The organism is Streptomyces sp. NPDC040718, assembly GCF_055593565.1.
Genome location: NZ_JBVIXO010000012.1, coordinates 1 through 25,440 on the forward strand (window position 1 = coordinate 1; position 25,440 = coordinate 25,440).

Annotated in this window: 23 protein-coding genes; 13 read left to right on the top strand and 10 right to left on the bottom strand. The window is 72.4% G+C overall.

Translation table 11 applies throughout. The annotated features are described in order from the left end of the window. The 4 genes from ACZ597_RS26220 to ACZ597_RS26235 form a co-directional block, all read left to right on the top strand. The coding region (locus ACZ597_RS26220) for a hypothetical protein (protein ID WP_471334721.1) at positions 1 to 2,154 on the top strand (2,154 nt) is incomplete at its 5' end. 11 nt (positions 2,155 to 2,165) lie between these two features. After that, positions 2,166 to 3,026, top strand: coding sequence for an immunity 49 family protein (locus tag ACZ597_RS26225; RefSeq protein ID WP_471334723.1), 861 nt, complete (start codon positions 2,166 to 2,168; stop codon positions 3,024 to 3,026). After that, complete coding sequence (locus ACZ597_RS26230; protein WP_471334726.1) at positions 3,026 to 3,490, top strand: hypothetical protein; 465 nt, start codon at positions 3,026 to 3,028, stop codon at positions 3,488 to 3,490. The genes ACZ597_RS26225 and ACZ597_RS26230 overlap by 1 nt, the downstream gene beginning before the upstream one ends. After that, on the top strand, positions 3,487 to 4,167 hold the full coding sequence (locus ACZ597_RS26235; RefSeq protein WP_471334729.1) for a DNA alkylation repair protein: 681 nt from the start codon (positions 3,487 to 3,489) through the stop codon (positions 4,165 to 4,167). Before ACZ597_RS26230 ends, ACZ597_RS26235 begins: the two co-directional genes overlap by 4 nt. Here the strand turns inward: ACZ597_RS26235 and ACZ597_RS26240 are convergent. Beyond that, positions 4,156 to 5,160, bottom strand: a complete 1,005-nt coding sequence (locus tag ACZ597_RS26240; protein WP_471334731.1) for an FUSC family protein — start codon at positions 5,158 to 5,160, stop codon at positions 4,156 to 4,158. The genes ACZ597_RS26235 and ACZ597_RS26240 overlap by 12 nt on opposite strands. A gap of 138 nt (positions 5,161 to 5,298) precedes the next feature. Then, positions 5,299 to 6,729, bottom strand: coding sequence for an FAD-dependent monooxygenase (locus tag ACZ597_RS26245; RefSeq protein ID WP_471334734.1), 1,431 nt, complete (start codon positions 6,727 to 6,729; stop codon positions 5,299 to 5,301). Positions 6,730 to 6,800: 71 nt separating this feature from the next. On the opposite strand from ACZ597_RS26245, the gene ACZ597_RS26250 reads away from it, so the two are divergent. Further along, positions 6,801 to 7,463 (top strand): TetR/AcrR family transcriptional regulator C-terminal domain-containing protein, encoded by a 663-nt coding sequence (locus ACZ597_RS26250; RefSeq protein WP_471334737.1) that lies wholly within the window; start codon positions 6,801 to 6,803, stop codon positions 7,461 to 7,463. Further along, entirely contained in the window at positions 7,460 to 8,854 is a 1,395-nt protein-coding gene (locus ACZ597_RS26255) for a pentapeptide repeat-containing protein (RefSeq protein WP_471334740.1), read from the top strand. The genes ACZ597_RS26250 and ACZ597_RS26255 overlap by 4 nt, the downstream gene beginning before the upstream one ends. A 273-nt stretch (positions 8,855 to 9,127) precedes the next feature. On the opposite strand, the gene ACZ597_RS26260 is transcribed toward ACZ597_RS26255, so the two are convergent. The 4 genes from ACZ597_RS26260 to ACZ597_RS26275 form a co-directional block, all read right to left on the bottom strand. Continuing rightward, complete coding sequence (locus ACZ597_RS26260) at positions 9,128 to 9,589, bottom strand: ATP-binding protein (protein ID WP_471334743.1); 462 nt, start codon at positions 9,587 to 9,589, stop codon at positions 9,128 to 9,130. 331 nt (positions 9,590 to 9,920) lie between these two features. Continuing rightward, entirely contained in the window at positions 9,921 to 10,823 is a 903-nt protein-coding gene (locus tag ACZ597_RS26265; protein WP_471334746.1) for an acyl-CoA dehydrogenase family protein, read from the bottom strand. Between the two features lie 6 nt (positions 10,824 to 10,829). Continuing rightward, a complete protein-coding gene (locus ACZ597_RS26270; RefSeq protein ID WP_471334748.1) occupies positions 10,830 to 11,984 on the bottom strand; it encodes an acyl-CoA dehydrogenase in 1,155 nt (384 codons plus the stop codon). Between the two features lies 1 nt (position 11,985). After that, positions 11,986 to 13,179: an amidohydrolase family protein gene (locus tag ACZ597_RS26275; RefSeq protein WP_471334750.1), complete on the bottom strand. Its 1,194-nt coding sequence runs from the start codon at positions 13,177 to 13,179 to the stop codon at positions 11,986 to 11,988. 181 nt (positions 13,180 to 13,360) lie between these two features. Here ACZ597_RS26275 and ACZ597_RS26280 point away from each other — a divergent pair, with 181 nt between their 5' ends. The 4 genes from ACZ597_RS26280 (at position 13,361) to ACZ597_RS26295 (ending at position 18,658) form a co-directional block, all read left to right on the top strand. Further along, positions 13,361 to 14,971 carry a class I adenylate-forming enzyme family protein gene (locus tag ACZ597_RS26280; protein WP_471335175.1) on the top strand — a complete coding sequence of 537 codons (1,611 nt, stop codon included), beginning with the start codon at positions 13,361 to 13,363 and terminating at the stop codon, positions 14,969 to 14,971. Positions 14,972 to 15,292: 321 nt separating this feature from the next. After that, positions 15,293 to 15,571: a hypothetical protein gene (locus ACZ597_RS26285; protein ID WP_471334753.1), complete on the top strand. Its 279-nt coding sequence runs from the start codon at positions 15,293 to 15,295 to the stop codon at positions 15,569 to 15,571. A gap of 241 nt (positions 15,572 to 15,812) precedes the next feature. Next, positions 15,813 to 17,267, top strand: coding sequence for a CHAP domain-containing protein (locus ACZ597_RS26290; RefSeq protein ID WP_471334756.1), 1,455 nt, complete (start codon positions 15,813 to 15,815; stop codon positions 17,265 to 17,267). 83 nt (positions 17,268 to 17,350) lie between these two features. After that, complete coding sequence (locus tag ACZ597_RS26295) at positions 17,351 to 18,658, top strand: transglycosylase family protein (protein ID WP_471334759.1); 1,308 nt, start codon at positions 17,351 to 17,353, stop codon at positions 18,656 to 18,658. A 64-nt stretch (positions 18,659 to 18,722) separates the two neighbouring features. On the opposite strand, the gene ACZ597_RS26300 is transcribed toward ACZ597_RS26295, so the two are convergent. Both ACZ597_RS26300 and ACZ597_RS26305 read right to left on the bottom strand, forming a co-directional pair. Beyond that, positions 18,723 to 19,949, bottom strand: coding sequence for a zf-HC2 domain-containing protein (locus ACZ597_RS26300; RefSeq protein ID WP_471334761.1), 1,227 nt, complete (start codon positions 19,947 to 19,949; stop codon positions 18,723 to 18,725). Further along, the gene (locus ACZ597_RS26305; RefSeq protein WP_007265652.1) at positions 19,946 to 20,524 is read right to left on the bottom strand and encodes a sigma-70 family RNA polymerase sigma factor; all 579 of its coding nucleotides are present in this window, start codon (positions 20,522 to 20,524) and stop codon (positions 19,946 to 19,948) included. Before ACZ597_RS26305 ends, ACZ597_RS26300 begins: the two co-directional genes overlap by 4 nt. A 290-nt stretch (positions 20,525 to 20,814) precedes the next feature. Here ACZ597_RS26305 and ACZ597_RS26310 point away from each other — a divergent pair, with 290 nt between their 5' ends. Both ACZ597_RS26310 and ACZ597_RS26315 read left to right on the top strand, forming a co-directional pair. Further along, positions 20,815 to 21,330, top strand: coding sequence for an EF-hand domain-containing protein (locus tag ACZ597_RS26310; RefSeq protein ID WP_471334764.1), 516 nt, complete (start codon positions 20,815 to 20,817; stop codon positions 21,328 to 21,330). A gap of 124 nt (positions 21,331 to 21,454) precedes the next feature. Continuing rightward, the gene (locus ACZ597_RS26315) at positions 21,455 to 22,423 is read left to right on the top strand and encodes an immunity 49 family protein (protein ID WP_471334766.1); all 969 of its coding nucleotides are present in this window, start codon (positions 21,455 to 21,457) and stop codon (positions 22,421 to 22,423) included. Positions 22,424 to 22,464: 41 nt separating this feature from the next. Here ACZ597_RS26315 and purU read toward each other — a convergent pair whose 3' ends face one another. Together purU and ACZ597_RS26325 are read right to left on the bottom strand one after the other, a co-directional pair. Continuing rightward, the gene (purU, locus tag ACZ597_RS26320) at positions 22,465 to 23,340 is read right to left on the bottom strand and encodes a formyltetrahydrofolate deformylase (RefSeq protein ID WP_471334769.1); all 876 of its coding nucleotides are present in this window, start codon (positions 23,338 to 23,340) and stop codon (positions 22,465 to 22,467) included. 14 nt (positions 23,341 to 23,354) lie between these two features. Continuing rightward, positions 23,355 to 23,801: an SCO4402 family protein gene (locus ACZ597_RS26325; RefSeq protein ID WP_471335178.1), complete on the bottom strand. Its 447-nt coding sequence runs from the start codon at positions 23,799 to 23,801 to the stop codon at positions 23,355 to 23,357. Between the two features lie 196 nt (positions 23,802 to 23,997). Between ACZ597_RS26325 and ACZ597_RS26330 the strand changes: the two genes are divergently transcribed. Continuing rightward, positions 23,998 to 25,440 (top strand): ABC transporter substrate-binding protein, encoded by a 1,443-nt coding sequence (locus ACZ597_RS26330; protein WP_471334771.1) that lies wholly within the window; start codon positions 23,998 to 24,000, stop codon positions 25,438 to 25,440.

Genomic DNA, 25,440 nt, shown 5'->3' on the forward strand with positions numbered 1-25,440 from the left:
ACCTGTGCGAACAAGATCCGTGCCCTGTACTGCGCGCCGCCTTTGACCGTCAATGACGGTTCCAACGGCGCGAACATGTACGGCTACAAGGCCGACGACCTCAACAAGGTCCAGGACCTGCCGTGGGGCTCGCAGCTGGAGGAGACCCACCGGGCGTGGGAGGTCGGCTACTGGGTGAAGTCGTTCGTGTGGGACGGCATCATCGTCGACGGGATCTGGGGCACCATCCGCGGCCTCGGCACCCTCGTGGGCGTGGACGGCTGGGACGCGGCCGGCCAGGCCTGGACCGGCCTGGCCAAGCTCGCCACGGGTCTGGCGATCACCTCCATCCCCGGTGTCGGCACGGCGTTCTGGATGGCGGACGACAAGCAGCTCCCGGGCTGGCTGAAGGACTCCCGCACGGCGATGAAGGAGACCGGCAAGGCCCTGGTCGCCTGGGACGAGTGGGGCAAGAACCCGGCCCGCGCGGCGGGTGCGGTCACCTTCAACGTCCTGACGACCGTCTTCACCGGCGGCGCGGGCACCGCGGCGAAGACCGGCGCGGTCGCGAAGGTCCTCTCGGTGGCCGGCAAGACGGGCCGCCTCATCGACCCGATCACCTACATCGGCAAGGCCGGCTCGCTCGCGAAGCTGAAGATCGGCGACCTGTTCGCCAACCTCGGCAAGGTCGACGGCGCCTTCCCGAAGATCGACGACGTGGTGTGGAAGGACCTCCCCAAAGCCGACGCCCCCGGCATCAAGTTCCCCCACCCGGACGACACGGTCCAGCTCACCGACGACGCGCTCGGCCGACCGCAGTACTTCGACAAGGTCACCAACCAGCTCCTGGACCACAAGGGCCTCCCGAAGCAGGACCTCACCTCCGTCCCCAAGGGATCGGACCACCCCCTGGCCGAGGTTCCCAAGCGCCAGGAAGTCCCCGTCGGCGTCGGCGCCCACACGGCAGACGTCACCACCCACACCCCGGGCGGCACGGCCACCCACACCCCCGGCGGCACCGCGACCCACCACACCCCGGGCGGCACCGCCGACAACATGCCGCACAACAGCCACACCGAACCCGGCGGCGGCACCGGAGGCCACGGCAACACCGACACCACCCCCACCGGTGGCGGCCACACGGACACCCCCTCCACCGGCGGCCACGGCGACGGCCCCACCACGGGCGGCGGCGGCCACGGCGACGGACCCACCGTCCCGCACCAGGGCGGCGGACTCCCCGACAACCCGGGCAACGGCGGACGGCCCGAGCTGCCGCCCCACCGGGAGAACGCCCACAAGTACACGGACGCCGAGAAGCGGCAGATCATGGAGTACCAGGTCCACCGGGCGAACGACCCGACGGACCCCTACTTCAAGAAGTACTACAACAAGCTCGGCTACCGCCTGCGCGCCGACGTCCCGGACCACACCGGCCTGGTACCGCCGCAGCTCGTGGAAACCGCTCCCGACGTCTGGGTGCCGAAGTCGGACATTCCGCCGCCGGTGCCGCCGGACTACCTGGGCAAGGCTAAGTCCGTCGACCACAAGGACGTCCTCGTCACCAAGGAAATGCGGAACTCCCTCGACCAGGCCGCGAAGGACCGTCACGACGCCATCACCGCCGACAAGGGGCCCCACGACGCCTACGGCGAGGCCAAGAAGGCGCACAAGCTCCACAACACGGCGGAAACCCAGGCTGCCCTCGACGCGGCCAGGGCAGAGCACGCGCCGCTCCACGAAGCCCTTTCCAAGAAGAGCGAGGCGTACGGCGAGGCCATAGCCAGGGAACACGCGATACCGAAGGAGTTCCCCGGCGCCAAGGAAGAAACGCTGCACGGCCCGGCCAACGGGAACGACCAGTTCGACCAGGTCTACAAGCACGGTGACCGGTACGTCGTGGTCGAGGCGAAGAGCCACGTCACCACGGACCTGGGCGAACGCCGGATCGGCGGTAAGCGTGTCTCGCAGGGAACCCGCGAGTACTTCGAGGACATCCTCAAGCAAATGAAGAAGCGCGGAAGGGACATCGACAGCGAAAGGGACCTGTACAAAGCCCTCAAGGCGGCGCTGGACGCGGATCCCCCGCGGATCGACTACGTCGTCGTCAAGGGAGCCGATAACACGGGCACTTACGCCGGATACACTCTTCGCCGTTTCGACCTCACCAAATAACAGGAGAAGCGATGACCGTCTTCGTGGCCGGCCATTCGAGGCCGCGGCCGACCAGCGCGGCCTGGGTCGATGGGCTCACCGAGGATCTGATCGAGGACCTCAAGGACCTCTCTTCATCACCCCGGAAGCTCAAGTCGGCGTGGAAGGACGGCACCTTCAACGTCAACGCCCGGTTCGGGGTCGACCCGCAGGCCGCCGAGCTGGGCACGTGGGAGGCCGTCGTCGACGCGGCTCAGCTGGGATCCGCGTTGTTCCGCACGGCGGCGATGACCGAGGGAACCACCGAGGTGCGGATCCACCACGCGATGCGCACCCTGCCGGCATCCGGCCCCTCGTGGGACGCGAACGCGGAGGCATGGATCGAGGCGTTCTGGTACGCGATCATCACGCGCGACCAGCCGAAGATGACCGAGCTGTGCGAGCTCCCGATCGACGTGCTGCGCGCCTCGGGCGCCGACCACGACGACTACCTCTACCACTGGGTCGCCACCCTCCAGGCCTACTGGCTCAAGCGCCCCGAACTGGTCCCGGAACTGACCCTGACCTTCCAACGCTCGCACCCCGACGTCGCCGTCATCGCCGGACGCGACTACATCCAGCAGGTCGCCTACCCCCCGATCAACCTCTTCTACAAGTTCCTCCGCCAGGACGAAGAAGGCTTCCACACCACGCTCCTGGAAGCCCTGGAACTCCACAAGCGGTACTGGACCGCCACCCCCGAACGCGCCAACGACATCGACGGCCTCGTACCGATCGGCGTCCTCGCCGTGACCTGCCTCGCCTACGACGGCGGCATCCCCGTCAACGTCGAGTCCCCGTACCTGCCCGAGCACCTCCTCAAGCGCTCCTGGGTCGGCGAGTTCGAGGTCTGATGGCCCCCAGAGTGAGCGTCCAGGAATGGCACGACGGGGGCTCCCGGAACGTCCGCGGCATCGCGGACATGCTGGGAGTGCCCGCCGAGGCGTACGAAGCCGAGCCGTACGCCCTGATCCCGGCCCTCCAGGACTACGTGGACCGGGCTCCGCTCGACGAGTTCGAACAGTCGGACTGGATCACGCTCCACTCCGACCTGGTGTCGTACCTCGCGGACGTGATGATCCGGCGACACGGCGCCGCCTGGCGGATCGAGGACGACCCCGACGGTCCGGTCGGGTACCGGTACGTACTCGAAGCGCTCGGCCAGGACGGCAACGTCCATCGCCTGGATCCCTACGCCGTGATCATGGGCGAGTTCCGCGAACCGCCCCTTGAGATCGTCAGAATGCTCGCCACTGCCGAATACCATCTGCACCTCTGCCCTGAATGGCTGCGCGAGGAGCAGGAGGAGGCCACGTGACCGGAGCGCCCACGCCGACGCTCACCGAGGTGACGGCCGAGCTGGCCGGCCTCGAAGACCCGAAGATCCGCGCCGTGAACGCGCGCCACGGCGACGACCACGCCGTGAACCTCACCAAGCTGCGTGCCGTCGCCAAACGCCTCAAGACGCAGCAGGACCTCGCCCGCGAGCTCTGGGCCACCGGCAACAGCGACGCCCGTCTCCTCGCGCTCCTGATCTGCCGCCCCAAGGCGTACGACCGCGCCGAGCTGGACACCATGCTGCGCGGGGCCCGCACCCCCAAGGTGCAGGACTGGCTCGTCGGCTACGTCGTGAAGAAGAGCCCGCACGCCGAGGAGCTGCGCCTGGCCTGGTTCGCCGACCCGGATCCGGTGGTCGCGAGCGCCGGCTGGGCGCTGACGACGGACCGGGTGGCGAAGAACCCCGAGGGACTCGACCTCCCGGGCCTCCTGGACCTCATCGAGGCCGAGATGAAGGACGCCCCGGACCGGCTCCAGTGGGCGATGAACCACTGCCTCGCCCAGATCGGCATCGAGCACCCCGCCCTCCGCGCCCGCGCGATCGCCATCGGCGAGCGCCTGGAGGTCCTGAAGGACTACCCGACCTCCCCGGGCTGCACCTCCCCCTTCGCCCCCGTATGGATCGGCGAGATGGTCCGCCGGGCCTCAGCCCCCTAGCGACTCCAGGATCCGTACGAACGGCCGCCGCAACGCCACCGCGACGGGCCTGGAATCCGTACGGCTGTACTCGCCCAGGGCCGCGCGGGCGGCCGCCACCGCCGGACCCGTACCGGCGCCACCCAGGCCGTCCTCGACGGCCCGCGCCACGAGCGACGCGAGCTCTGCCAGCGGCGCCCGCGCCAGGTCCGGGCGCAGCTCCTCCCGGCCCGTGAACACCGCCACCTCCCCGGCCAGCACCACCACCTCCCCGGCGACCCGGTCGGCGGCGGCGATCCCGCGCGCCAGGACCCGTACGTCCTCCCGGTGCCGGCGCCGCAACGGGTTGAACCGCATGCCCTTCTCGGCCTCACGCGCCCGTCCGGCGCCCTCGTGGACGGCGTCGGCATGGGCCCGGACCAGGGCGAGGTTGTCCCGCGCGGCACCCGGCTCCCCGCCCAGCACGGCGGCGGTGCCGGTCAGGGACCGGGTCAGCCGCACCCGGCAGTCCTCGGCGATGCCGGCCAGCGTCCGGTACGGGTCGGGCGGCCACAACAGCGGCGCGAGCCCGACCGTCACCACCGCGCCGGCCACCGTCTCCCACACCCGGTGCCAGGCGTACGCGTCCGGCGAGGTACTGGCGAACACCAGCAGCGAGGACGCCGCGACCTGGATGTTCAGCCCGCCCGAGGCCCGCAGGAGCATCCCGACCCCGAGCCCCAGCGCCACCACCACCGCCAGCGCGGCGGTCGAGGGCCGCAGCAGGTTCACCACCGCGATCCCGATCAGCACCCCCGCCACCACCCCCAGCGACCGCTGCACCGAAGCCCCGAGCGCGGTCACCGGATCCCCCCGCAGCGCCACGAGCGGCACGACGGCCGCGTACACGGGCGGCTGATCGGCCCCGAGCCACAACGCCACCTGCCATGCGACGACGACGGTCACCAGGATCCGCGCAGCCGCGGGCCCATCGCTCCGCAGGACCCCGCCCAGCCCGGAGCCCCACTCGCGCACACCGCCCAAAGAAGCCCCCTGACCCATGACCGACCCAAAGGCCCCCAGCCTCCGCCGCCCCTCCACCCCTCCCCCACCATTGGGCCGAACGCGGCATGTCCGCATCCGGTCAACACCAGCGCATTCGGGACGCCGGCGCTACTCGCCCTGGGGTGACACCCCCGCCCCCGCCGCGTACGCCGCCAGGCCCTCCGACCCCGTCGCGCCCGCCCAGGCCACGTAGCCGTCCGGGCGGATGAGGAACACGCCGTCGCCGTACGCCTCGTACGCGGGGATGTGGATGGGGCGAGCCCCCGGGAGGCTGGGCTCCGGGGCCGCGCCCACCGTCAGCAGGGTCCAGTGCGGGCCGCGGAAGGCGTCGAAGAGGCGGGTGCCGCCCCGGTGGCCGTCCGGGGCCCGGTCGCCGGCGCGGAGGGCGTCCGCCGGGAGGCCGGGGCGGGTTTCCACCGCCAGGGAGGAGTCCCGGTAGCCGAGGCCGAGCTGGCGGGTGGCCGCGCCGCGGCGGGCCTCGCCGCGGTGGATGCGGGTCGACAGGCCGAGCATCTCGGCGGCGACCGGGAGGCGTTCCTCCTCGTACGTGGCGAGGAGGGTGTCCGGGGCCGACCCGCGCAGCACGGCCGCCAGCTTCCAGCCCAGGTTGTACGCGTCCTGCACGCTGGTGTTGAGCCCCTGCCCGCCCGCCGGCGAGTGGACGTGCGCCGCGTCGCCGACGAGGAAGATCCGCCCCTCCCGGAACCGGTCGGCCACCGCCGCGCGCGGCCGGAAGTCCGATGCCCAGCGGACTTCGGTGACGGCGTCCGCGGAGATGTGCGTACGGGCGGCGATCAGGGTGCGGATCGCGGAAGGGGAGAGGTCCACGGGGCCCTCGGACTGCGGGAGTCCGGCCGTCACCTGGAAGTCCTCCGTGCCGGCCAGCGGGCAGATCGCGAGGAAGCCCGCGCCCTCGGCCGGCGGGAAGACGTGCCAGTGGTCGCGGTCGAGGCCGGTGATGCGTACGTCGGCCACCAGCATCGGCGTCGGGTCGACGGTCTCCCCCGTCATGCCGATGCCGAGCGCCCTCCGCACCGTGGAGCGCCCGCCGTCGGCGGCGACCGCGTACCGCGCCCGAACGGGGGCGCCGGAGGCGAACTCGGCGGTCACCCCCTCCGCGTCCTGCGCGATGCCGACCAGCTCCCGGCCGAAGGCGACCCCGCCGCCCAGTTCCGCCAGCCGCGCCAGCAGGATCTCCTGGGTGCGCCACTGCGGGACCATCCACGGCTCGGCGTACGGGGCGTCCTCGCCGGCCTGCCCGGTCTCGTCGGCGTCGAGGATCGCGTGCTCGCCGACCCGCTTCCCGTCCTGCCAGATCATCCCGACCGGATACGGGCCGCCCACCGCGCGGACCGCGTCGTACACGCCGAGGTCGTCGAAGACCTCCAGCGTGCGTGGCTGGACGCCCTTGCCGCGCGAGCCGGGGAAGAGGCCGGCGGAGCGTTCCGCGACAACCGCGCGCACGCCGCGCCGGGCGAGGTCCACAGCGAGTGCGAGGCCGGCCGGACCCGCGCCGACGATCAGTACGTCCACGTTCATCCCACTTCTCCTTAACGCTGTTAAGCAGCTGGCTCCACGAGGGTGCACTTAACGCTGTTAAGCTGTCAAGCGTGGCTACCCGCAGAACCCCCAAGCTGGACAAGAAGCAGGCCGTCGACACCTCCCTCCGCCTGCTGAACGAGCTCGGCCTCGACGGGCTCAGCCTGCGCGCCATCGCCAAGGAGCTCGACGTCCAGGCACCCGCCCTGTACTGGCACTTCAAGAACAAGCAGGAGCTCCTCGACGAGATGGCGACGGAGATGTACCGCCGGATGACCGCCGACGCCGCGCTCCCGCCGGACCTCCCCTGGCAGGACCGCCTCCTCGCCGCCAACCGCGCCCTGCGCGCCGCCCTGCTCCGCTACCGCGACGGCGCGAAGGTCTTCAGCGGCTCCCGCTTCACCGGCACCGAGCACGCGACCCAGATGGAGGAGCACCTGCGCGCCCTCACCGGCGCCGGCTTCACGCTCCACCAAGCCGTCCGCGCCACCACCACCGCGTACTTCTTCACCCTCGGCTTCGTCACCGAGGAACAGGGCGTCGAACCGCTCCCCGGCGAACGACGCGAGGGCTACGACGTCGCCGAACGCGCCGAGCGCCTCGCCGAGTTCCCCCTGTCCGCCGAGGCCGGAGCCGACCTCTTCCAGGACTACGACCAGGGCTTCGAGGAAGGCCTGCGGCTCGTGATCGCCGGCATCGAAGCCCGGTACACCGGCCACGGAGCCGCCTGGTGACCGGACGCGCCTACGGCTTCCTCGTCGCCGCCCGACCCGACCCGGCCGCCCTCGGCCCGATACTCGACGCCGTCTTCGCCATGGGCGAGGGCGCCGTCGAGGTCGGGCTCGACGGGGAGTACGACGGCTGGCGGTGGGACACCCCGGTCCAGTGCGCGATCCTGTGGTTCGAGCCGTTGAACATCTCCTGCCAGCTCAACGTGTACGCCGGCCCGGCCGTCCCCGGTCCGCCGTCCGCCGAGACCGTCGCGCGGGCCCTGGCCCGGGGCTTGGGCACGGCCGTACTGATCGACCACGCGACCCTGCCGTGGATCTACCACGCCTTCACTCCCGGCGGCGGGTCCACCTACGCCAGCGTCGACGACCTGGACGGCGACGACCTCCCCGCGCTCCGCGTCACCGCCACCCAGGCCGGCGTGGCGGCATTCCCCGACGCCTCCGTACGCGGGCTGCCCGAGCTGGTCCGGACCGTGCCCTTCGCGCCCCCGGGCACCGACCCCCGCCTGTGGGCCTGGACCGACCTGATCGGCCGCATGGAAGCCGGGTGGCAGCCGCTGCGCTGGTACGGGGCCGACATGTACGCGGAGGACCTGGACGCCCGGGACACCCTGAGCGGCAGCGACCTGGAGGGCGATCCCCGCCTCGAAGCCCTCGACGCCCGCTTCCGGGCCGTCACCGTCGACGACGGCGGCCAGGAGCTCGGCGCCGACCCGGCGACCGCACCCTGGTACCGGCTGCGGCGGCCGTCCGTACTGCCGTGGCGGGTGCTGCTGCCCGCCGACCCGGAGGCGGCGGGCTGGCTCTGGAAGTGGGTCGAGGACGGCGCCGAGGGCAAGCCCGGCGGGACCGACATGACCGACCTCGACCTCGGCGGCGCCGACCTGACCCGGGCCGACTTCTCCTCGTCCCTGTTCTGCGGCACCGGGCTGACCGGCACCCGCCTGGTCGGCACCTGCTTCCACCGCACCCACCTCCAGGGCGCCGACCTGTCCGGCGCCGACGCCACCGGCGCCTGCTTCGTACGGGCCGAACTCGACGGCGCCGACCTCCGCGGCACCGTCCTCGACGGCGCCGACCTCGTACGCGCCGAGCTGTACGGGGCCGACGCGCGCGGCGCGAGCCTGCGCGGCGCCCGCATCCTCGGGGCGGGCCTGCACGCCACCGACCTGCGCGGGGCCGACCTCAGCGGCGCGGTGCTCCGGGAGAACGGCTTCAAGGTGACACTGGACGACGCCACCCGCGTGGCGGGCCTGACCGGCACCGTGTTCGGCCCGGCGGAACACGTGGCGGCCGACGGCACCCGCACCGCCCTCGCCGGCACCGACCTGGAGGACTGGATCCGGGCACGCGGAGGCGACGTACGGGTGATCCCCCCGCGGGGCCGGCCCTGACTCAGGTGGTCGCGGATCAGCGCGAGCACCGGCTCCGGGGTGGAGGCGTCCAGGTCGAGGGCGAGTTCGAGAGCCTAGAGGTCGGCCACGGGCCGAGCCTACGCAGCGGCGGGACCTGCGGGTGGCGGCGTGCGGTCGTGCACGCCCCGAGCGCGGCACGGCAGCCGCCACCCCACGACCCGCACTCGTCAAGGCACAGGACCCTTGGCGTCCCCTCGCGACGAATCGCTCACCACCAGGGTGATCAACGGGTGACGAACCGTCAACACCTCGTTAGAGGTACACGCGCGGTTCCCGCATAAGCCCACAGGTTTTCGGGGCCTGCTCTGGAGCCTCCGACACGCCGCCCGCCGCGCGGTCGATCTCGCACCAGATGCGTTTGCCCGCGCCCTCGCGCTGCCAGCCCCACCGGTCCGCGAGACCGTCCACCAGCTCCAGCCCGCGCCCGCCGGTGTCGTCCCCGCCGGCCTGCCGGCGGGCCGGGGCGCGGTCGCTCGCGTCGGCCACCTCCACGCGCACCCCCGGCCCCCCGAACAGCATCCGCAGCACGGCCGGACAGCCCGTGTGCACGACCGCGTTCGTGACCAGCTCGGAGATCAGCAGGATCAGCGTCTCGGCGAGCGGTTCGTCGTCCCCCATCCCCGAGCCCGCCAGCCGGGACCGCGCCCACCGGCGCGCACGGCCGACCTCGGCGGGGTCGGGTCCTACCTCAAGCTGTACCTGAAGCACCTGCACCGCTCACACCATCCGAACCGGCGGACACTTCGCCTCGCGACAGGATGGGATCACCGACTGTGATCCCCGTGCCGAGCAGCATGGTTGACATACAGTCACCACAACAAGCGCTTCGGGCATATTCCAGCGCGAAGGAGTAGGCGTGGTGCATACTGTGCGACGCTCACGCCGCTCAACCGCTCGCATCGTGGGAGCGTATCGCGGTACGCCCCCGCCTCCGGGCCGCATCGTGGCGGGCGAAGGACACAAACCGATATCAACTCTCCGTAATCGGACATGCGTCCCGCGCCGTCCCCGCCGTGCCCCTCCCGCGCCCTCCCGTAACACCCCGCTACGGCGCCGACGACTCCGCCAGCAGCGCCTCCGCGAGCAGTTCCTCCGCCCCCTCCGCCGTGCGCCACTGCTCCGCCCGCACCCAGGCGCGCTTCAAGTGCAGGTGGACGTCCGCCTCCCACGTGAAGCCCATCCCGCCGTGCACCTGGAGGCAGTCCCGCGCCCCGCGGACCGCCGCCCCGTCCGCGAGCAGCTTGGCGGCGGCGATCTCGGCGGGGTCACCGGTCACCGCCGCCGCGTACACCGCGGTACGCGCCACCTCGGCCCGCACCAGCATCCGCGAGCACAGGTGCTTGACGGCCTGGAAGCCCCCGATGGGCTGCCCGAACTGCTCGCGCTCCCCCGCGTACCGCACCGCCAGCTCGACCGTCCGCAGCGCGCTCCCGACCTGGAGCGCCGCCGTCAGCAGCGCCCCCTCGTCCCGGTATCCGGGAGGGACCGGCTCCCCGGAGGCCCGCCACAGCGGCGTCAGCGGGTCCGCCGAGCGCACCGGCACCCCGGCCGGGACCTCCGGCATCCCCAGCACGGCGTCCGCCTCCCCCAGGTGGGCCACCAGCGGCCCGTCCAGGTCGAAGGCCGTCACCACCGCCGAGCCCGAAGCCGCCCCCGGGACCGCTCCGGCGGCCAGGTGGGTGGCCACCAGCGGCCCGGGCAGCAGCACCCGCCCGGCCTCCTCGAAGACGAGCACCGCCTCCGGCAGGCCGAGGCCCACCCCGCCCTCGGACTCCGGCAGCCGGAGGGAGAAGAAGCCCGCCTCGCCGAGCTCCCGCCAGACGGCGCGGTCCACCGCCACGCCCCCGTCGACGGCGGACCGCAGCGCCTCGCGCCCGTACCGCCCGGCGAGGAGGTCCCGGACGCCCGCCCGCACGTCCCGCTGGTCCTGCGTCAGCCGGAAGTCCACGACCGCTCACCGTCCCTTCGGGAGGCCGAGGATCCGCTCGGCCACGATGTTGTGCTGGATCTGGGAGGTGCCCGCCGCGATGGTGTACGACAGCGAGGAGAGCCGCTCCGCGGTCCACTCCTCCTCCAGGGACAGGGACTCCGCGCCCAGGACCGCCGCGGCCGCCTCGTAGAGCTCCTGCCGCGCGTGCGAGTACGCCAGCTTGAAGACGCTGCCGCCCGCGCCCGGGACGCCGCCCGAGACCTGTGACTCGCTGACGTTCCACTGCGTCAGCCTCCACAGGGCCCCGAACTCCCCGTGGAGCCGGCCCAGCCGCCGCCGCAGCGCCGGGTCGTCCCAGCGGCCGTTCCGCTTCGCGGCCCGGGCCAGCGCGCCCAGGGTCCGCCGGCAGGCGACGACCTCGCCGACGAAGGCGGTGCCGCGCTCGAAGGACAGGGTCACCATCGTGACCCGCCAGCCGTCGTTCTCGGCGCCTACCCGGTTGGCGACGGGCACCCGGACCTCGTCCAGGAACACCTCCGCGAACTCGGCCGACCCGGCCAGCGTGCGCAGCGGCCGGACCGTGACGCCGGGCGCGTCCATCGGCATCGCCAGCCAGGTGATCCCGCGGTGCTTGGGCGCCGCCGGGTCGGTGCGCACCAACAGCTCGCACCAGTCGGCGACCTCGGCGTGCGAGGTCCAGATCTTGGAGCCGGTGACCACGTACTCGTCCCCGTCGCGCACCGCCCGCGTGCGCAGGGAGGCCAGGTCGGAGCCGGCGCCGGGCTCGCTGAAGCCCTGGCACCACACCTCCTCCCCGCGCAGTACGGGCGGCAGCCAGCGCGCCCGCTGCCCGGCGGTGCCCTCGGCGGCGATGGTCGGTCCCGCGTGCAGCAGGCCGACGAAGTTCGCGCCGACGTACGGGGCGCCGGCCCGCTCGGTCTCCTCCAGGAAGATCAGGTGCTGGGTCGGGGTGGCGCCGCGGCCGCCGGCGTCGACGGGCCAGTGCAGGCCCGCGTACCCGGCGGCGTACAGCCTGCGCTGCCAGCCCAGGTCGTACGCGCGCCGGCCGGGCCAGTCGTCGGGCGAGGGCTTGGCGGGCAGCTCGGGCAGCACCTTCCCGAGCCATTCGCGCAGCCGGGCCCGGAAGTCCTGCTCCTCCTCGGTGTGGGAGAGGTCCATGTCAGACCAGGTCCAGGCCGAGCATGCGGATGGCGTTGCCGCGCATCAGCTTGTGGACCGTCTCCTCGTCGAGGCCCTTGACGTGGTCGAGGGCGACCTCCTTGGTGTGCGGGAAGGTGGAGTCAACGTGCGGGTAGTCGGTCTCGAAGGTGGCGTTGTCGCGGCCGACGACGTCCAGCGAGGCGATGCCGTGCTTGTCGCGGAAGAAGCAGCAGAAGATCTGCCGGTAGTAGTACGTGGACGGCGGCTCGGGGATCAGGTCGCGGACCCCGCCCCAGGCGCGGTGCTCCTGCCAGACGTCGTCGGCGCGCTCCAGGGCGTACGGGATCCAGCCCATCTGGCCCTCGCTGTAGGCGAGCTTCAGCGTCGGGAACTTCACCAGCACCCCGCTGAACAGGAAGTCCATCATCGAGGCCATGGCGTTGTTGAAGCTCAGGGAGGCCTGGACGGCGGGCGGGGCGTCGGGGGAGGCGGCGGGCATCTGGGAGGAGGACCCGATGTGCATGTTGACGACCGTGCCGGTCTCCTGGCAGACGGCGAAGAAGGGGTCCCAGTACCCGGAGTGGATGGACGGCAGCCCGAGGTGGGTGGGGATCTCGGAGAAGGTGACCGCCCGGACCCCGCGGGCGGCGTTGCGGCGGATCTCGGCGACGGCGAGGTCGATGTCCCAGAGCGGGATGATGCACAGCGGGATCAGCCGGCCGCCGCTGTCGCCGCACCACTCCTCGACCATCCAGTCGTTGTAGGCGCGCACGCAGGCGAGCGCCACTTCCTTGTCGTGGGCCTCGGCGAAGGTCTGCCCGCAGAAGCGCGGGAAGGTCGGGAAGCACAGGGAGGCCTCGACGTGGTTGAGGTCCATGTCGAGGAGCCGTGCCTTGGGGTCCCAGCAGCCGCGGCGCATCTCCTCGCGGGTGATGCCCTCCAGGGTCATGTCGTCGCGGTCGAAGCCGACGGCGGCGATGTTGCGCTTGTACGGGAACTTCAGGTCCTCGTAGATCCACCAGTCGGTCGGCGGGCCGTCGGGGTCCATGGAGATCACGTACTTGCCGCCGGTGTACTCCAGCTCCCCGATCCCGGCGGTGAGGGCCTTCGGGCCGCGGTCGCGGTACTTCGCGGGCAGCCACACGTCGAAGAGGTGGGCGGGCTCGATCACGTGGTCGTCGACGCTGATGATCCGAGGCAGTTCCAGTGCCATGCGCTCGCGCTCCTTCTCCCCAATCTGATGAACCGTCAGAAACAAGCTAGCCCCGCCACCCCTGGACCGACAAGCGCCGGAGCCCTACGCTCTGCCCTTGATCTGACTAACCGTCAGCTGGCGACCCGGCCGGCGCGCCCAGGGGAGGTCCGCGATGACGACCACGGAATCGGCCGCGGCGATGGAAGCAGCGACGGCGACAGCGACAGCGACGGAAACAGGAACGGCGGACGACGCCACGGCCACCGCCACGGAACTCGGCCGGTCCGCGACCCTGTGGGAGCTGATCGCCCGCCGCGCCGCCCTCACCCCCGCCGCGACCGTCCTCATCGAGGCCGCCGAGCAGCCCTCCACCGAGCAGGGCGCCGCCGACCGCACCCTCACCTTCGGCGCCCTGCGCGACCGCGCCGAACGCGTCGCCGCGGGCCTCTACGGCATGGGCGTACGCCCCGGCACCGTGGTCGCCTGGCAGCTCCCGACCCGCATCGAGACCGTCCTGCTGTCGGCCGCCCTCGCCCGCCTCGGCGCCGTCCAGTCCCCCGTGATCCCCTTCTACCGCGACCGCGAGGTCGGCTTCGCGCTGCGCGAGTCCAAGGCCGAGTTCTTCGCCGTACCCGGCTACTGGCGCGGCTTCGACCACACCACCATGGCCCACCGGCTCGGCGCCCGCGGGGTCTTCGAGGCGTACGCGAACCTCCCCGACGGCGACCCGGCCGTACTCCCCCCGCCGCCCGCCGACGGCACCTCCGTGCGCTGGATCTACTGGACCTCCGGCACCACCTCCGACCCCAAGGGCGTCCTGCACACCGACCGCTCCCTCATCGCCGGCGGCTCCTGCCTCGCCCACGCCCTGCGCCTGACCCCGGCCGACATCGGCTCGATGGCCTTCCCGTACGCGCACATAGCCGGGCCCGACTACACGGTGATGCTGCTGCTGTACGGGTTCCCGGCGGTGCTCTTCGAGAAGTTCGCGATGCCGGACGCGCTCGCGGGCTACCGCCGCCACGGGGTCACCATCGCCGGCGGCTCCACCGCCTTCTACTCCATGTTCCTCGCCGAGCAGCGCAAGGACCCCTCGGCGAAGCTCCTCCCGAGCCTGCGGCTGCTCGCGGGCGGCGGCGCCCCCAAGCCCCCGGAGATCTACCACGCGGTGGTGCGCGAGCTGGGGTGCCAGCTCACCCACGGGTACGGCATGACCGAAGTCCCGATGATCACCATGGGGTCCCCCGACGACACCCCGGAGAACCTCGCCACCACCGAGGGCCGCCCCCCGCGGGGCATGTCCATCCGCATCACCGCCCCCGACGGCACCCCCCTGCCCGCCGGCACCGACGGCGAGGTCCGGCTGCGCGGCGAGGCCGTCTGCCAGGGCTACCTGGGGGGCTCCGCGGAGGCCTTCGACGCCGACGGCTACCTGATCACCGGCGACCTCGGACACCTCACCGCGTCCGGCCACCTGGTCCTCACCGGACGCAGCAAGGACGTGATCATCCGCAAGGGCGAGAACATCTCGGCGAAGGAGGTCGAGGACCTCCTCCACCAGCTCCCCGGCGTCGCCGACGCCGCCGTCATCGGCCTGCCCGACGAGGAGCGCGGCGAACGCGTCTGCGCCGTCGTCGAGCAGCCGCCCGGCGCCGCCCCCCTCACCCTGCCCCAGGTCACCGCGTACCTGCGCTCGCAGGGACTCTCCCCCCACAAGCTGCCCGAGCAGCTGGAACTCGTCGACGCGCTGCCCCGCAACGACGCCCTGCGCAAGGTGCTCAAGTACCGGCTGCGCGAGCGCTACAGCTGAACCCGAGCCGGGCGCGACCCGGCTCCGAGCGACGGCTGGCACCAAGGTGACAGGCCCCTTGGTGCCGGTCCGGAAGCCTTCCACGGGGGTTCCGGGCCCAGCAGGATGGTGCTCACCGGAACGGCGGCGGGAACGAAACCCGAAGCCGGGGCCACCGGGGCGAAACCGCCCCCGGAAGCCCGGAAAACCGCCTTCCGGATCCACCCGAACCAGTCGTCAGCCAGGGGGCACCGCCATGTCGAGAACCGCTCAGCTCACCGCGCTCCGCACCATCGCGCCCCGCAACACCGCGGACCGCTGCATCGGGTGGGACTGAGCGGCATGCTCCTCGTCCGACTGCCCCTCGTCAGCCACACCGGGGCACCGGGTACGGAGAGCGGGGCGAGCCTCCTCCAGGACGCCCTCTGGGCCCACGCCGGCCCACAGCACGCCCTCGAACACGTACGGGTGCGCCCCGTCCCGGAGGGGATGAGCGTGGCCCTGTTCGTCCGGGCCGAGAACGACGCCCAGGCCCGTGACAAGGCCCGCGCGCTCCTCGCCGCCGTCCTCGGGACGGGCACGGCCCGGCACTACTCGCTGGGCCCCCTGATCGCCAACTGACCTACCGCACACCCCCGCACCACCCCCGCCGCACCTTCGCGGCGCCTTCTACCGCCCACCGTCCGCCCGGTTCCCACGACCGCTGTTCCTGCAGGGCAGCCGTCCCACCGGCACCACGGTGCGCGCCCCACGCCTTCCGGCCTCGACCAGGCCTGCCCGCGGCACACGCCCGCGGGCCACCACACCCGAAACTTCCCGGCCCTGCCGCCCCGGGCCGCCATGTCCTCTTGGAGACACCACCATGACCGCGCGCCGCTCCTCCCGCATGCTCACCATCGCCCTCACCTCCTTCGTCGCCGCCCCGATGCTGGCCCTCGCCCTGCCCGCGGCCTCGGCGCAGGCCGAGTCCCAGGCGGTCGCCACGATCGCCCGTGCCCAGGTCGGCAACACCTGCGGCGACTACAACTGCCAGTACCCCGGCGCCTGGTGCGCGGAGTTCACCAAGTGGGTGTGGAACAAGGCCGGCGCGAACACCTCCGGCATCAGCCCGGCGGCCGTCAGCATCTACCAGTACGGCAAGAACAAGGGGACGCTGCACGGCACCCCGCAGGTCGGTGACGCGGTCCTCTACGACAGGGACGGCAACCTCAACGACGGCGAGGCCGACCACGTCAACATCGTCGTCGCGGTCGACGGGGACGACATCCAGACGGTCGGCGGCAACGAGAGCGGCGGCGTGCGCTTCCGCTCCTGGTTCAACTGGAAGACCAACTCCAGCCCGGTGGGCGCCGGCCGGGCCCTCGCCTTCGTCGGCCCGGCGGGCCTGGCCGAGACCCCCTCGACCCCGGTGAGCAAGGCCGGCGACCTCTTCCACGCCACCCGTCTCGTCGACGGCAGCTGGGAGGGCTTCGCCCCGCTGAACGGCTTCGGCGGCGCGGCGTTCTTCAACGCCTCGCAGGAGTCCATCGCCGCCACCCCGGACGGCTCCACGCAGACCCTGGCCACCGGCAACGACGGCAAGCTCTACCACACCGCCCGCTACGCGGACCGCACCTGGACCGGCTGGTCCCCGCTCTCCGGCTACGACGGCGCCGCCGACTTCGCGGCCAAGGACCAGTCCATGACGGGCATGTCCAACGGTGACGCCAACGTCATGGCCATCGGCAACGACGGGAAGATCTACCAGAACACCCGCTTCAAGAGCGGTACGTGGGCGGGCTGGTCCCCGGTCGGTTCGTGGCAGGCGAAGAAGATCGCGGTCGCCGGCCTTCCCGACGGCTCCACCCAGACCCTGATCGTCGGCAACGACGGCAACGTCTACCACGCCATCCGCGCCGTCGACGGCACCTGGACCGGCTGGAACGCCCTCCCCGGCACCGGCACCGCCACCACCTTCCAGGCCGGCAACATCGCCATCGCCGGCCTCCCCAACGGCGACACCCAGATGCTCGCCACCGGCAACGACGGCCTCGTCTACCACAACATCCGCTTCGCCGACGGCACCCTCCAGGGCTGGGCCAAGGTCGACGGATACGGCGGCGCCCCCGGCTTCGCCGCCACCAGCCTCGCCATCACCGGAATGCCCAGCGGCGACACCCAGATGCTCGCCGTCGGCAACGACGGCAAGGCCTACCACGCCGCCCGCTACGCCGGCGGCAACTGGCAGGGCTGGTGGGCCACCGGCATGGGCGCCCAGAAGGTCGCCATCGCCGGCCTCGGCGACGGCAGCGCCCAGATGCTCGCCACCCGCAACTGAGCACCCGGGCCGGCCCACCACGCCCGGTGGGCCGGCCCCGCCCCGCGCCGCCCTTCCCGCCACGCCAGAGAGAGACCCCAGCGATGTCCCGTACCGCCGCCCGCCGCCCCCGCCTCGCCGTCATCACCGCCACCGCACTCGCAGCCGTCGCCCTGTCAACCATCGGAGCCGGCTCCGCGCAGGCCGCCTCGGTCACCACCTGGGACAAGGTGGCGCAGTGCGAGAGCACCAACAACTGGAGCATCAACACCGGAAACGGCTACTACGGCGGTCTCCAGATCCTGAAGAGCACCTGGGACTCCTTCGGCGGCAGGGCCTACGCGGCCTACCCCCACCAGGCCACCAAGAAGCAGCAGATCCTGATAGCCGAGAAGATCCTCGCCGGCCAGGGCGCCGGCGCCTGGGGCAGCTGCGGTGCGGCCGCCGGGCTGGCCTACGACCACGCGGACCCGTACCCGGGCGACACCACCCCGCCCGCCCCGGTGAGCAAGGCCGGCGACCTCTACCACGCCACCCGTCTCGTCGACGGCAGCTGGCAGAGCTTCCAGGCGCTGAACGGCTTCGACGGCGCGGCGTTCTTCAACGCCTCGCAGGAGTCCATCGCCGCCACCCCGGACGGCTCCACGCAGACCCTGGCCACCGGCAACGACGGGAACCTGTACCACACCGCCCGCTACGGCAACGGCCAGTGGACCGGCTGGGCGGCCCTGCCCGGCGTCGGCGGTGCGGCGAACTTCGCCGCGAAGGACCAGGCCATGGCCGGCATGGGCAACGGCGACGCCAACGTCATGGCCATCGGCAACGACGGGAAGATCTACCAGAACACCCGCTTCAAGAGCGGTACGTGGGCGGGCTGGACGGGCGTCGGCTCCTGGCAGGCCAAGAAGATCGCCACCGCCGGTCTCCCCGACGGCTCGACGCAGACCCTGATCGTCGGCAACGACGGGAACCTCTACCACGCCATCCGCGCCGTCGACGGCACCTGGACCGGCTGGAACGCCGTCGCCGGCGTCGGCTCCGCCACCACCTTCCAGGCCGGCAGCATCGCCATCGCCGGCCTCCCCAACGGCGACACCCAGATGCTCGCCACCGGCAACGACGGCCTCGTCTACCACAACGTCCGGACTGCGACGGGCACTTGGCAGGGCTGGGCCAAGGTCGACGGATACGGCGGCGCCCCCGGCTTCGCCGCCACCAGCCTCGCCATCACCGGAATGCCCAGCGGCGACACCCAGATGCTCGCCGTCGGCAACGACGGCAAGGCCTACCACGCCGCCCGCTACGCCGGCGGCAACTGGCAGGGCTGGTGGGCCACCGGCATGGGCGCCCAGAAGGTCGCCATCGCCGGCCTCGGCGACGGCAGCGCCCAGATGCTCGCCACCCGCAACTGATCCCCACCACCCCGTACGCGGCTCCGGACCACCGGAGCCGCGTACGCGCGTGTTCCCGAAGCCGCTACAGCCGGCTCAGCGAGGCCGCGGCGAAGAGCACGTCCCGGATCGCCTCCCGGTCGCCGGTCTGGCCGACCGCGGCCTCCTCAGGGGAGATGTGCCCGGCAGCGAGCTGGCAGAACTCCAGCCCGTCCAGGGCGACTTCCGCCACCGTGTGCTCCGGCGAGGGCTTCGCCGCCGGGGAGTCCAGGGCGATGTCCCAGGAACCCCCGCCCGCGCCCTCGATCTCCAGGTGCAGGGTCCGCCCCGGAGCGCCCGCCGCGACCAGGCCGCGGGCCGGCGCCGCCAGTCCCGAGCGGCGACGGCCCGCCAGGGCGCCGGGCAGCAGCCGGGCCGCGAGGTCGATCATCCGGTGCAGGTGCGGCCCCGAGGGCGGCTCGTACGGGTAGTCCACCGCCTCCGCGATGTCCCAGGCGTGCACCCAGCACTCGAAGGCCCGCTCCAGGAAGGCGTCCCCCAGCGGCAGCGCGAACCCCCCGTAGTCCACGCCCAGTTCGGCCACTCCCCGGCCCGCGAAGGAGACCGTGCGGACCAGCGTGTGCCCTTGGGTCCGCCAGGGCTCGCGGACCTGCCGGGTGGCCGGGTAGTGGGAGGAGTTCCAGAAGTGCTCGGTACGGTCGGCCGGGCCGCCCGGCGGCGCCTTGGGGCCCAGCGGGTCGTCCAGCCCCAGCGCGGTCGCGATCAGCCCGTCCACCGTGAGCAGGTGCCCGATCACCCCCGCGACCGTGGTGCGGTGCGAGCGCCGGCGTTCCTCCTCGAACCACTTCAGCCGCACCGGGGTGTGCCACTCCGAGTCGCCGAAGTCCCGCAGCAGCGCGTCGAGCCGCGCGGTCTCGGTGTCGTACGGGTTCGCCCACACCGGTACCGGGATGCGGGCGGGCCGCTTGCCCAGGCAGTCCTCCAGCACCCGCGAGCGCAGCAGCGGCTTGAGGTCGAGGCTCTCCTCCGGGTGCAGCAGGCCCACCGCGTCGCGCAGCCGCAGCGCCTCCTCGGCGCAGGGCGCGCACTCGGTGAGGTGGTCCTCGACGGCCTGGGTCTCCTCCGCGGAGCAGGCGGCGAGCGCCCACGCGCCGAGCAGGGACTTCAGCACGGCGTGCGAGGGCGGTGCGGGCGGGAGAATCTCGGGGGCGTTCAGGTCGTCACCGGCCGCGCGGGGACCCGGTATCCGTGCGCGACCGCCCGCCCGCCGCTCGTACGCGTCGTCGGGGGTGTCTTCGGAGGGTCCGGTCATCGGGGCGTTCCGTATCCGCGTGGGCCGTATCCGGGCGGGGCGGTGTCCTCCCGGGGGAGGACGTTGGCGGTCGACAGCAGCTGGAGGCCTAGCCGCAGCCTGCGCCGTGCCTCGTCCTCGCTGATCTGGAGGTCGGCGGCGGCCTGGCGGTAGTCGCGGCGCTTGAAGTACGCCAGCTCCAGGGCTGCCCGCAGCGGCGCGGGCATGGAGGTCACGATGTAGTCCGCGCGGGCGGCCGCGTTGGCGCTGCGCACCTTCTGCTCCAGTTCCTCGCGCGAGCCGCGGCCCAGTTCGGCCTGGCGCAGCCGGGCGACGGCCTGGCCCTGGGTGATGCGGGCGACCCAGGAGCGCATGGAGCCCTGCTTGGGGTCGTAGGCGTCCGGGTTCTCCCAGATGTAGCCGAAGACCTCGCGGGTGATGCGGTCCGCGGCCTTCTCGTCCCCGAGGACCCGGTGGGCCAGGCTGTGGACCAACGAGGCGAAGCGGTCGTAGAGCTCCCCCAGCGCGGCGGCCTCGCCGCGTGCGAGGCGCTGCTGCATGCGACGGTCCCAGCGTGGTGGAACGTCCTTCGCCATCATGCCTCCAGCCGTGTGTCGACCCGTCAAATGTAGTGGGCAACGGATGGAACGCGCCGGTTTTGCGAGAACCTCCCCCCGGAAGCGGGACCGCCGTGCTAGACGCCGCCCGAGCGGGCGCGCTGGTACACGCGTACGCGCCCCGGCGCGCTCCCCGTGCGCGGGTTCGATGCGGCCACCTCCTTGACCGCTTCGCTTAACGGGCAGGCCACGTAGGCCTTACGCTCCTGCCTGTCTTGATCTGAACCCCGACCGCAGCCCCAACGCACACGTGAAGGCGGAAGCCGAACATGGACAGCGCAGAGTACGAGCGCAAGATCGCCGCCCGATTCACCACCTTCGACCAGGACGGGTCCGGCTATATCGACCGGGAGGACTTCAGCACGGCGGCAAGGGCCGTGCTGGCCGAATTCGGTACGGCCGCACGCTCGGAGAAGGGCCAGGCCGTCTTCAACGGCGCCGAGGCCTTCTGGCAGGGCATGGCCGGAATCGCCGACGTGAACGGCAACCAGCGCGTCTCCCGCGAGGAGTTCGTCACCGGTGCGGCGAAGCGGCTCCGGGACAACCCGGAGCGGTTCGCGGAGATCGCCCGGCCGTTCCTGGCGGCCGTGGTCGCGGTGGCGGACGAGGACGGCGCGGGCGCGAGCCCGGCGGCGGCGGCCCGCGTGCTGCGCGTCCTCGGCACCGCGCCCGCCCTGGCCGTCCAGGTCGCGGCGGCCCTGGACGCGGACGGCGACGGCCGCATCTCGGAGGACGAGATCCTCAAGGCCTTCGCCGGCTACTGCGGCGTCGACCCCGACGCCTGAGGCCCGGGGCCCGACACCTGACCGGCAGACAGCCCGGGGCCGTCACCCCGCCACCCCGGGCACTGTCCGAGCGCGCTGATAGCGTGCCGCGACCAGCCGGAACGATCACGGGAGGCGGCTCGGCATGCAGGACGTACGGGAAGTGGCACGGCACTCGGCGGGGGAAGAGCGGACGGCCCGGGCCCTCCACGACATCGTCCTGCGGACCTGGATGCGCCACGGCCGCCTGGAATCCGACCCGTCCCCCGAGCGGCTGCGGAGCCTGTCCGAGGAGATCCTCGACCACGTCGCCGCCCGCACCACGGAAGGCGGACGGCTCGGCGAGGAGGCCCGCACCGCGCTGCACACCGCCGCGCAGTGCGCCCTCGGCGCCCTCGGTGTCGGCTGTTTCCCCGACGGCGACCAGGAGGTGCCGCTCCCGCTGATCGGCGAGACGCTCAGCAGCGACGACCTCGACTTCGGGAGCGCCGTCACCACGGCCCCCGACGCCCGGACCTGGCTCGACGCCTTCGAGACCACCGTGGTCAGCGGCCTGGTGTGGGACTGGCAGAAGGTGACCGGCCTGCTGCTGCGCAACGACTACGCGCCCGCTGTCCGCGACGGGGTGCCGTACTCGCCCCACACCTCGCACTCGGAGCCCGGGGACCTCGCCGCGATGGACGCCCTGTGCGGCTACCTCACCCAGAAGGCAAGCCATCTGCCCAGCGGCTGGCCGACCGTGCCCCTGTGCAAGCCGGACGCCGCCACGCGCACCGCGGCGGCCGCCGCCCTGGACGCCGCCGGCCCGCTCACCGCGGACCAGCGGCTGCTGCGCGTACTCCTCGACGACGACCGGGCGGCCTTCGAGGCGGCCCTCGCGGACCGGCTCACCGCCCACCGCGAGAACGCGGCGGCCGAGGCCGACCCCGCGCCCCGGACCCTGCTGCCGCTCGGACCGCTCACCCTGGCCGCCCTCGCCGTCCAGACGCACCGGTGGGAGCTCGGCATCCGCTCCGGCTACCTGCCGCCCGAACTGCTGGGCTCCACCGACGCCATGCGCCTGGCCGGGCAGACCCGGAAGAACGGGCTGGGCGGCTGGGTCGCCGCCCAGTAGGGCACCGGGGGCACGCCGCCCGGGGCGTGCCCCGTCCCCGGCTACGCGAAGACGACGGTCCGGGAGCCGTTCAGCAGTACGCGGTGCTCGCTGTGCCACTTCACGGCCCGCGCCAGCGCCTGGCACTCCACGTCGCGGCCGATGGCGACCAGCTGGTCCGGGGTGACCTCGTGGCCGACCCGCTCGACCTCCTGCTCGATGATCGGGCCCTCGTCGAGGTCGGCCGTCACGTAGTGGGCGGTGGCACCGATCAGCTTCACACCGCGCGCGTGCGCCTGGTGGTACGGCTTCGCGCCCTTGAAGCTCGGCAGGAAGGAGTGGTGGATGTTGATGATCCGCCCGCTCAGCTCCTTGCACAGGGTGTCCGACAGCACCTGCATGTAGCGCGCGAGGACGACCAGCTCGACGTTCTGCTCACGCACCAGCTCCAGGAGCTGCGCCTCCGCCTCGGCCTTGGTGTCCTTGGTGACCGGGATGTGCACGAAGGGGACGTCGTAGGAGCCGACCAGCTCGGCGAAGTCGGTGTGGTTCGAGACCACCGCCGCGATCTCCACCGGCAGCGCACCGATCCGGGACCGGAACAGCAGGTCGTTGAGGCAGTGCCCGAACTTCGACACCATCAGCACGATCCGCATCCGCTCGTCGGAGCGGTGGATCTGCCAGTCCATCCGGAAGGAGTCGCCGATCGCGGCGAAGCTGGCGCGCAGCTTCTCCACCGTCACAGCGGGCTCGGCCTCGAAGTGCACCCGCATGAAGAAGAGCCCGGTCTCCCGGTCTCCGAACTGCTGACTGTCCACGATGTTGCAGCCGGTCATGAAGAGGTAGCTCGACACGGCGTGCACGATGCCCTGCTTGTCGGGGCAGGAGACGGTCAGGACGTACTGGGCCTGGGCCTGGGACTGTGGGTCTGCGCTCATGACGGCACAGCCTTTCACACCACGCGGGTCAGCGTTTTCAGCTCGTCGACCGAGCTCGGGCGGTCGTCCGGGTCCTCCCCGTCCGCCGTCGACATCCGTACGTGCGCCTCGCGCGCCGCCCTGACCGCCTCGGGCCAGTCCTGGTGGCCGAGGTACGCGGACACGTGCGCGTCGGGACCGACCTGGTGCAGGATCCGCAGCACCCGCAGCACGGCGTGGTCGACCAGGGCCGCCTCCTGCGCGTCGCGGAAGATCGTGCCGACGTACTTGTCGGCGGACCAGCTGTCGAGCCAGGTGTCCTCGACGAGCCGGTACACGGCGTCGGTGACGTCGCCGTAGCCTTCGGCGCCCGCCAGCCAGACGTCCTGCTGGAACACCGGGTCGGAGAGCATGTGCAGCGCCGAGCGCACGTTTCCGCGCCAGCGCCACCACGGCATGTCGTTGAGGGGCATGCCGCCCATGGTGGAGGAGCGGCCGCCGCGGCGGGAAGAGTTCTTCGAACCTTGGGCGAATGTCACGCTTTCGATCGTACGTTCCCGACTGGTGCGATCTTGAAGCACCTGTGGGTGACCGCTCCCCCGCAATTCACCTCGACGTCACCGTTTGTTGTGTCCATCTCATCGCCGAGTTACCCGCGGGGCGGAAGGGTCGGTGGACATGACCAATCACCGACGCGCAACTGCCCTGTCCCGCCTGCTTATTGCCACGGTGACGGGTGCGTGTCTCACCACAGCGTGCGGGGTGGTCCCCGGTGGCTCGGGGGGCTCCGGGGACTCCCTCACGGTCATGACCTTCGCACCCATCGGGACCAAGGCGACCAACATGCCCGGAATGCCGGGCATGGCCAAGGCCTACGAGCGCTGGGTGAACGCCAACGGCGGCATGAAGGGCCGCAAGCTGCGCGTGATCACCTGCAACGAGAAGAACACCGCCACCGGCGCCGCCGACTGCGCCCGCAAGGCCATCACCGAGAAGGCCGTCGCCGTCGTCGGCTCCTACAGCCAGCACGGGCGCGCCTTCATGGCCCCGCTGGAAGCCGAGGGCATCCCGTTCATCGGCGGGTACGGGGTGTCCGCCGAGGAATTCCAGAGCACCCTGTCCTACCCGGTCAACGGCGGCCAGCCCGCACTGCTCGCCGGGGCCGGCCACCAGCTCGGCAAGGCCTGCTCCCAGGTCTCCCTCGTCCGCCCCGACACCCTCGCGGGTGACACCATGCCGGTCCTGCTGAACGCGGGGCTCAGGGCCAACAGCATGCCGGAGGCCTCCGACATCCGGGCGGCCGAGGACTCCGCCGACTTCAAGCCGCAGGCCCGCGAGGCGCTGACCGGCACCCCGACGACCCCGGCCGCCACACCCGACACGACCCCGGGTGCCACACCCGGCACGACCCCGGGTGCCACCACGGCCACGGCCCCCGCCACGGCCCCGGCCACGCCTTCCGCCCCTCCCCCCTCGCCGGCCAAGGACCCCAAGGACCCCAAGCCCGCGAAGGCCGCGGCCGCCGACACCGCCAAGGACAAGAGCTGCGTGACGGCCGTCCTCGGCGAGCGCACCGAGATCTTCTTCGACGCCTTCCGCCGCTTCGACACCCAGCGCAAGACGCAGATCTCCTCCGTCCTGGGCAGCATCAGCCAGGCCCTGGTGGACCGCACCGGCGGCAAGGAGAGCCCCTTCGAGGGCGCCTACGTCACCAGCTGGTACCCCGTGTCCACCGACCCCCTGTGGGCGCCGATGCGCAAGGTGATCACCGAGCAGGCCTTCGGCGACGACACCGTGGACCCCGACGACAGCGGGGCCCAGACCACCTGGATCGCGTACAGCGTCCTCAACCAGATCGTCCAGCGGTTCAAGAGCGACGAGGAGATCACCGCCCGCAAACTGACCCGGGCCCTCAACCAGTCCCCGGGCGTCCAGACCGGCAACCTCACCCCCGACCTCAGCTGGCGTTACCAGGACATGCGCGCCGTCGCCGGGTTCCCGCGCCTGGTCAACGGCCGGGTCAGCTTCCAGACCGTCCAGTCGGGCCGCCTGGTCGCCCAGCTCGGCGAGCAGAACCTCGACATGACGCCGACCCTGGAGCAGGCCCCCCGCTCGGCCTAG

What these genes read in the sequence shown, in the direction of transcription:
- ACZ597_RS26300 (WP_471334761.1), bottom strand. Translation starts at nt 19,949, where the DNA reads ATGACCGGACCCTCCGAAGACACCCCCGACGACGCGTACGAGCGGCGG.
- ACZ597_RS26315 (WP_471334766.1), top strand. Translation starts at nt 21,455, where the DNA reads ATGCAGGACGTACGGGAAGTGGCACGGCACTCGGCGGGGGAAGAGCGG.
- ACZ597_RS26280 (WP_471335175.1), top strand. Translation starts at nt 13,361, where the DNA reads ATGGAAGCAGCGACGGCGACAGCGACAGCGACGGAAACAGGAACGGCG.
- purU (WP_471334769.1), bottom strand. Translation starts at nt 23,340, where the DNA reads ATGAGCGCAGACCCACAGTCCCAGGCCCAGGCCCAGTACGTCCTGACC.
- ACZ597_RS26330 (WP_471334771.1), top strand. Translation starts at nt 23,998, where the DNA reads ATGACCAATCACCGACGCGCAACTGCCCTGTCCCGCCTGCTTATTGCC.
- ACZ597_RS26290 (WP_471334756.1), top strand. Translation starts at nt 15,813, where the DNA reads ATGACCGCGCGCCGCTCCTCCCGCATGCTCACCATCGCCCTCACCTCC.
- ACZ597_RS26230 (WP_471334726.1), top strand. Translation starts at nt 3,026, where the DNA reads ATGGCCCCCAGAGTGAGCGTCCAGGAATGGCACGACGGGGGCTCCCGG.
- ACZ597_RS26295 (WP_471334759.1), top strand. Translation starts at nt 17,351, where the DNA reads ATGTCCCGTACCGCCGCCCGCCGCCCCCGCCTCGCCGTCATCACCGCC.
- ACZ597_RS26225 (WP_471334723.1), top strand. Translation starts at nt 2,166, where the DNA reads ATGACCGTCTTCGTGGCCGGCCATTCGAGGCCGCGGCCGACCAGCGCG.
- ACZ597_RS26245 (WP_471334734.1), bottom strand. Translation starts at nt 6,729, where the DNA reads ATGAACGTGGACGTACTGATCGTCGGCGCGGGTCCGGCCGGCCTCGCA.
- ACZ597_RS26285 (WP_471334753.1), top strand. Translation starts at nt 15,293, where the DNA reads ATGCTCCTCGTCCGACTGCCCCTCGTCAGCCACACCGGGGCACCGGGT.
- ACZ597_RS26270 (WP_471334748.1), bottom strand. Translation starts at nt 11,984, where the DNA reads ATGGACCTCTCCCACACCGAGGAGGAGCAGGACTTCCGGGCCCGGCTG.
- ACZ597_RS26325 (WP_471335178.1), bottom strand. Translation starts at nt 23,801, where the DNA reads ATGGGCGGCATGCCCCTCAACGACATGCCGTGGTGGCGCTGGCGCGGA.
- ACZ597_RS26275 (WP_471334750.1), bottom strand. Translation starts at nt 13,179, where the DNA reads ATGGCACTGGAACTGCCTCGGATCATCAGCGTCGACGACCACGTGATC.
- ACZ597_RS26310 (WP_471334764.1), top strand. Translation starts at nt 20,815, where the DNA reads ATGGACAGCGCAGAGTACGAGCGCAAGATCGCCGCCCGATTCACCACC.
- ACZ597_RS26305 (WP_007265652.1), bottom strand. Translation starts at nt 20,524, where the DNA reads ATGGCGAAGGACGTTCCACCACGCTGGGACCGTCGCATGCAGCAGCGC.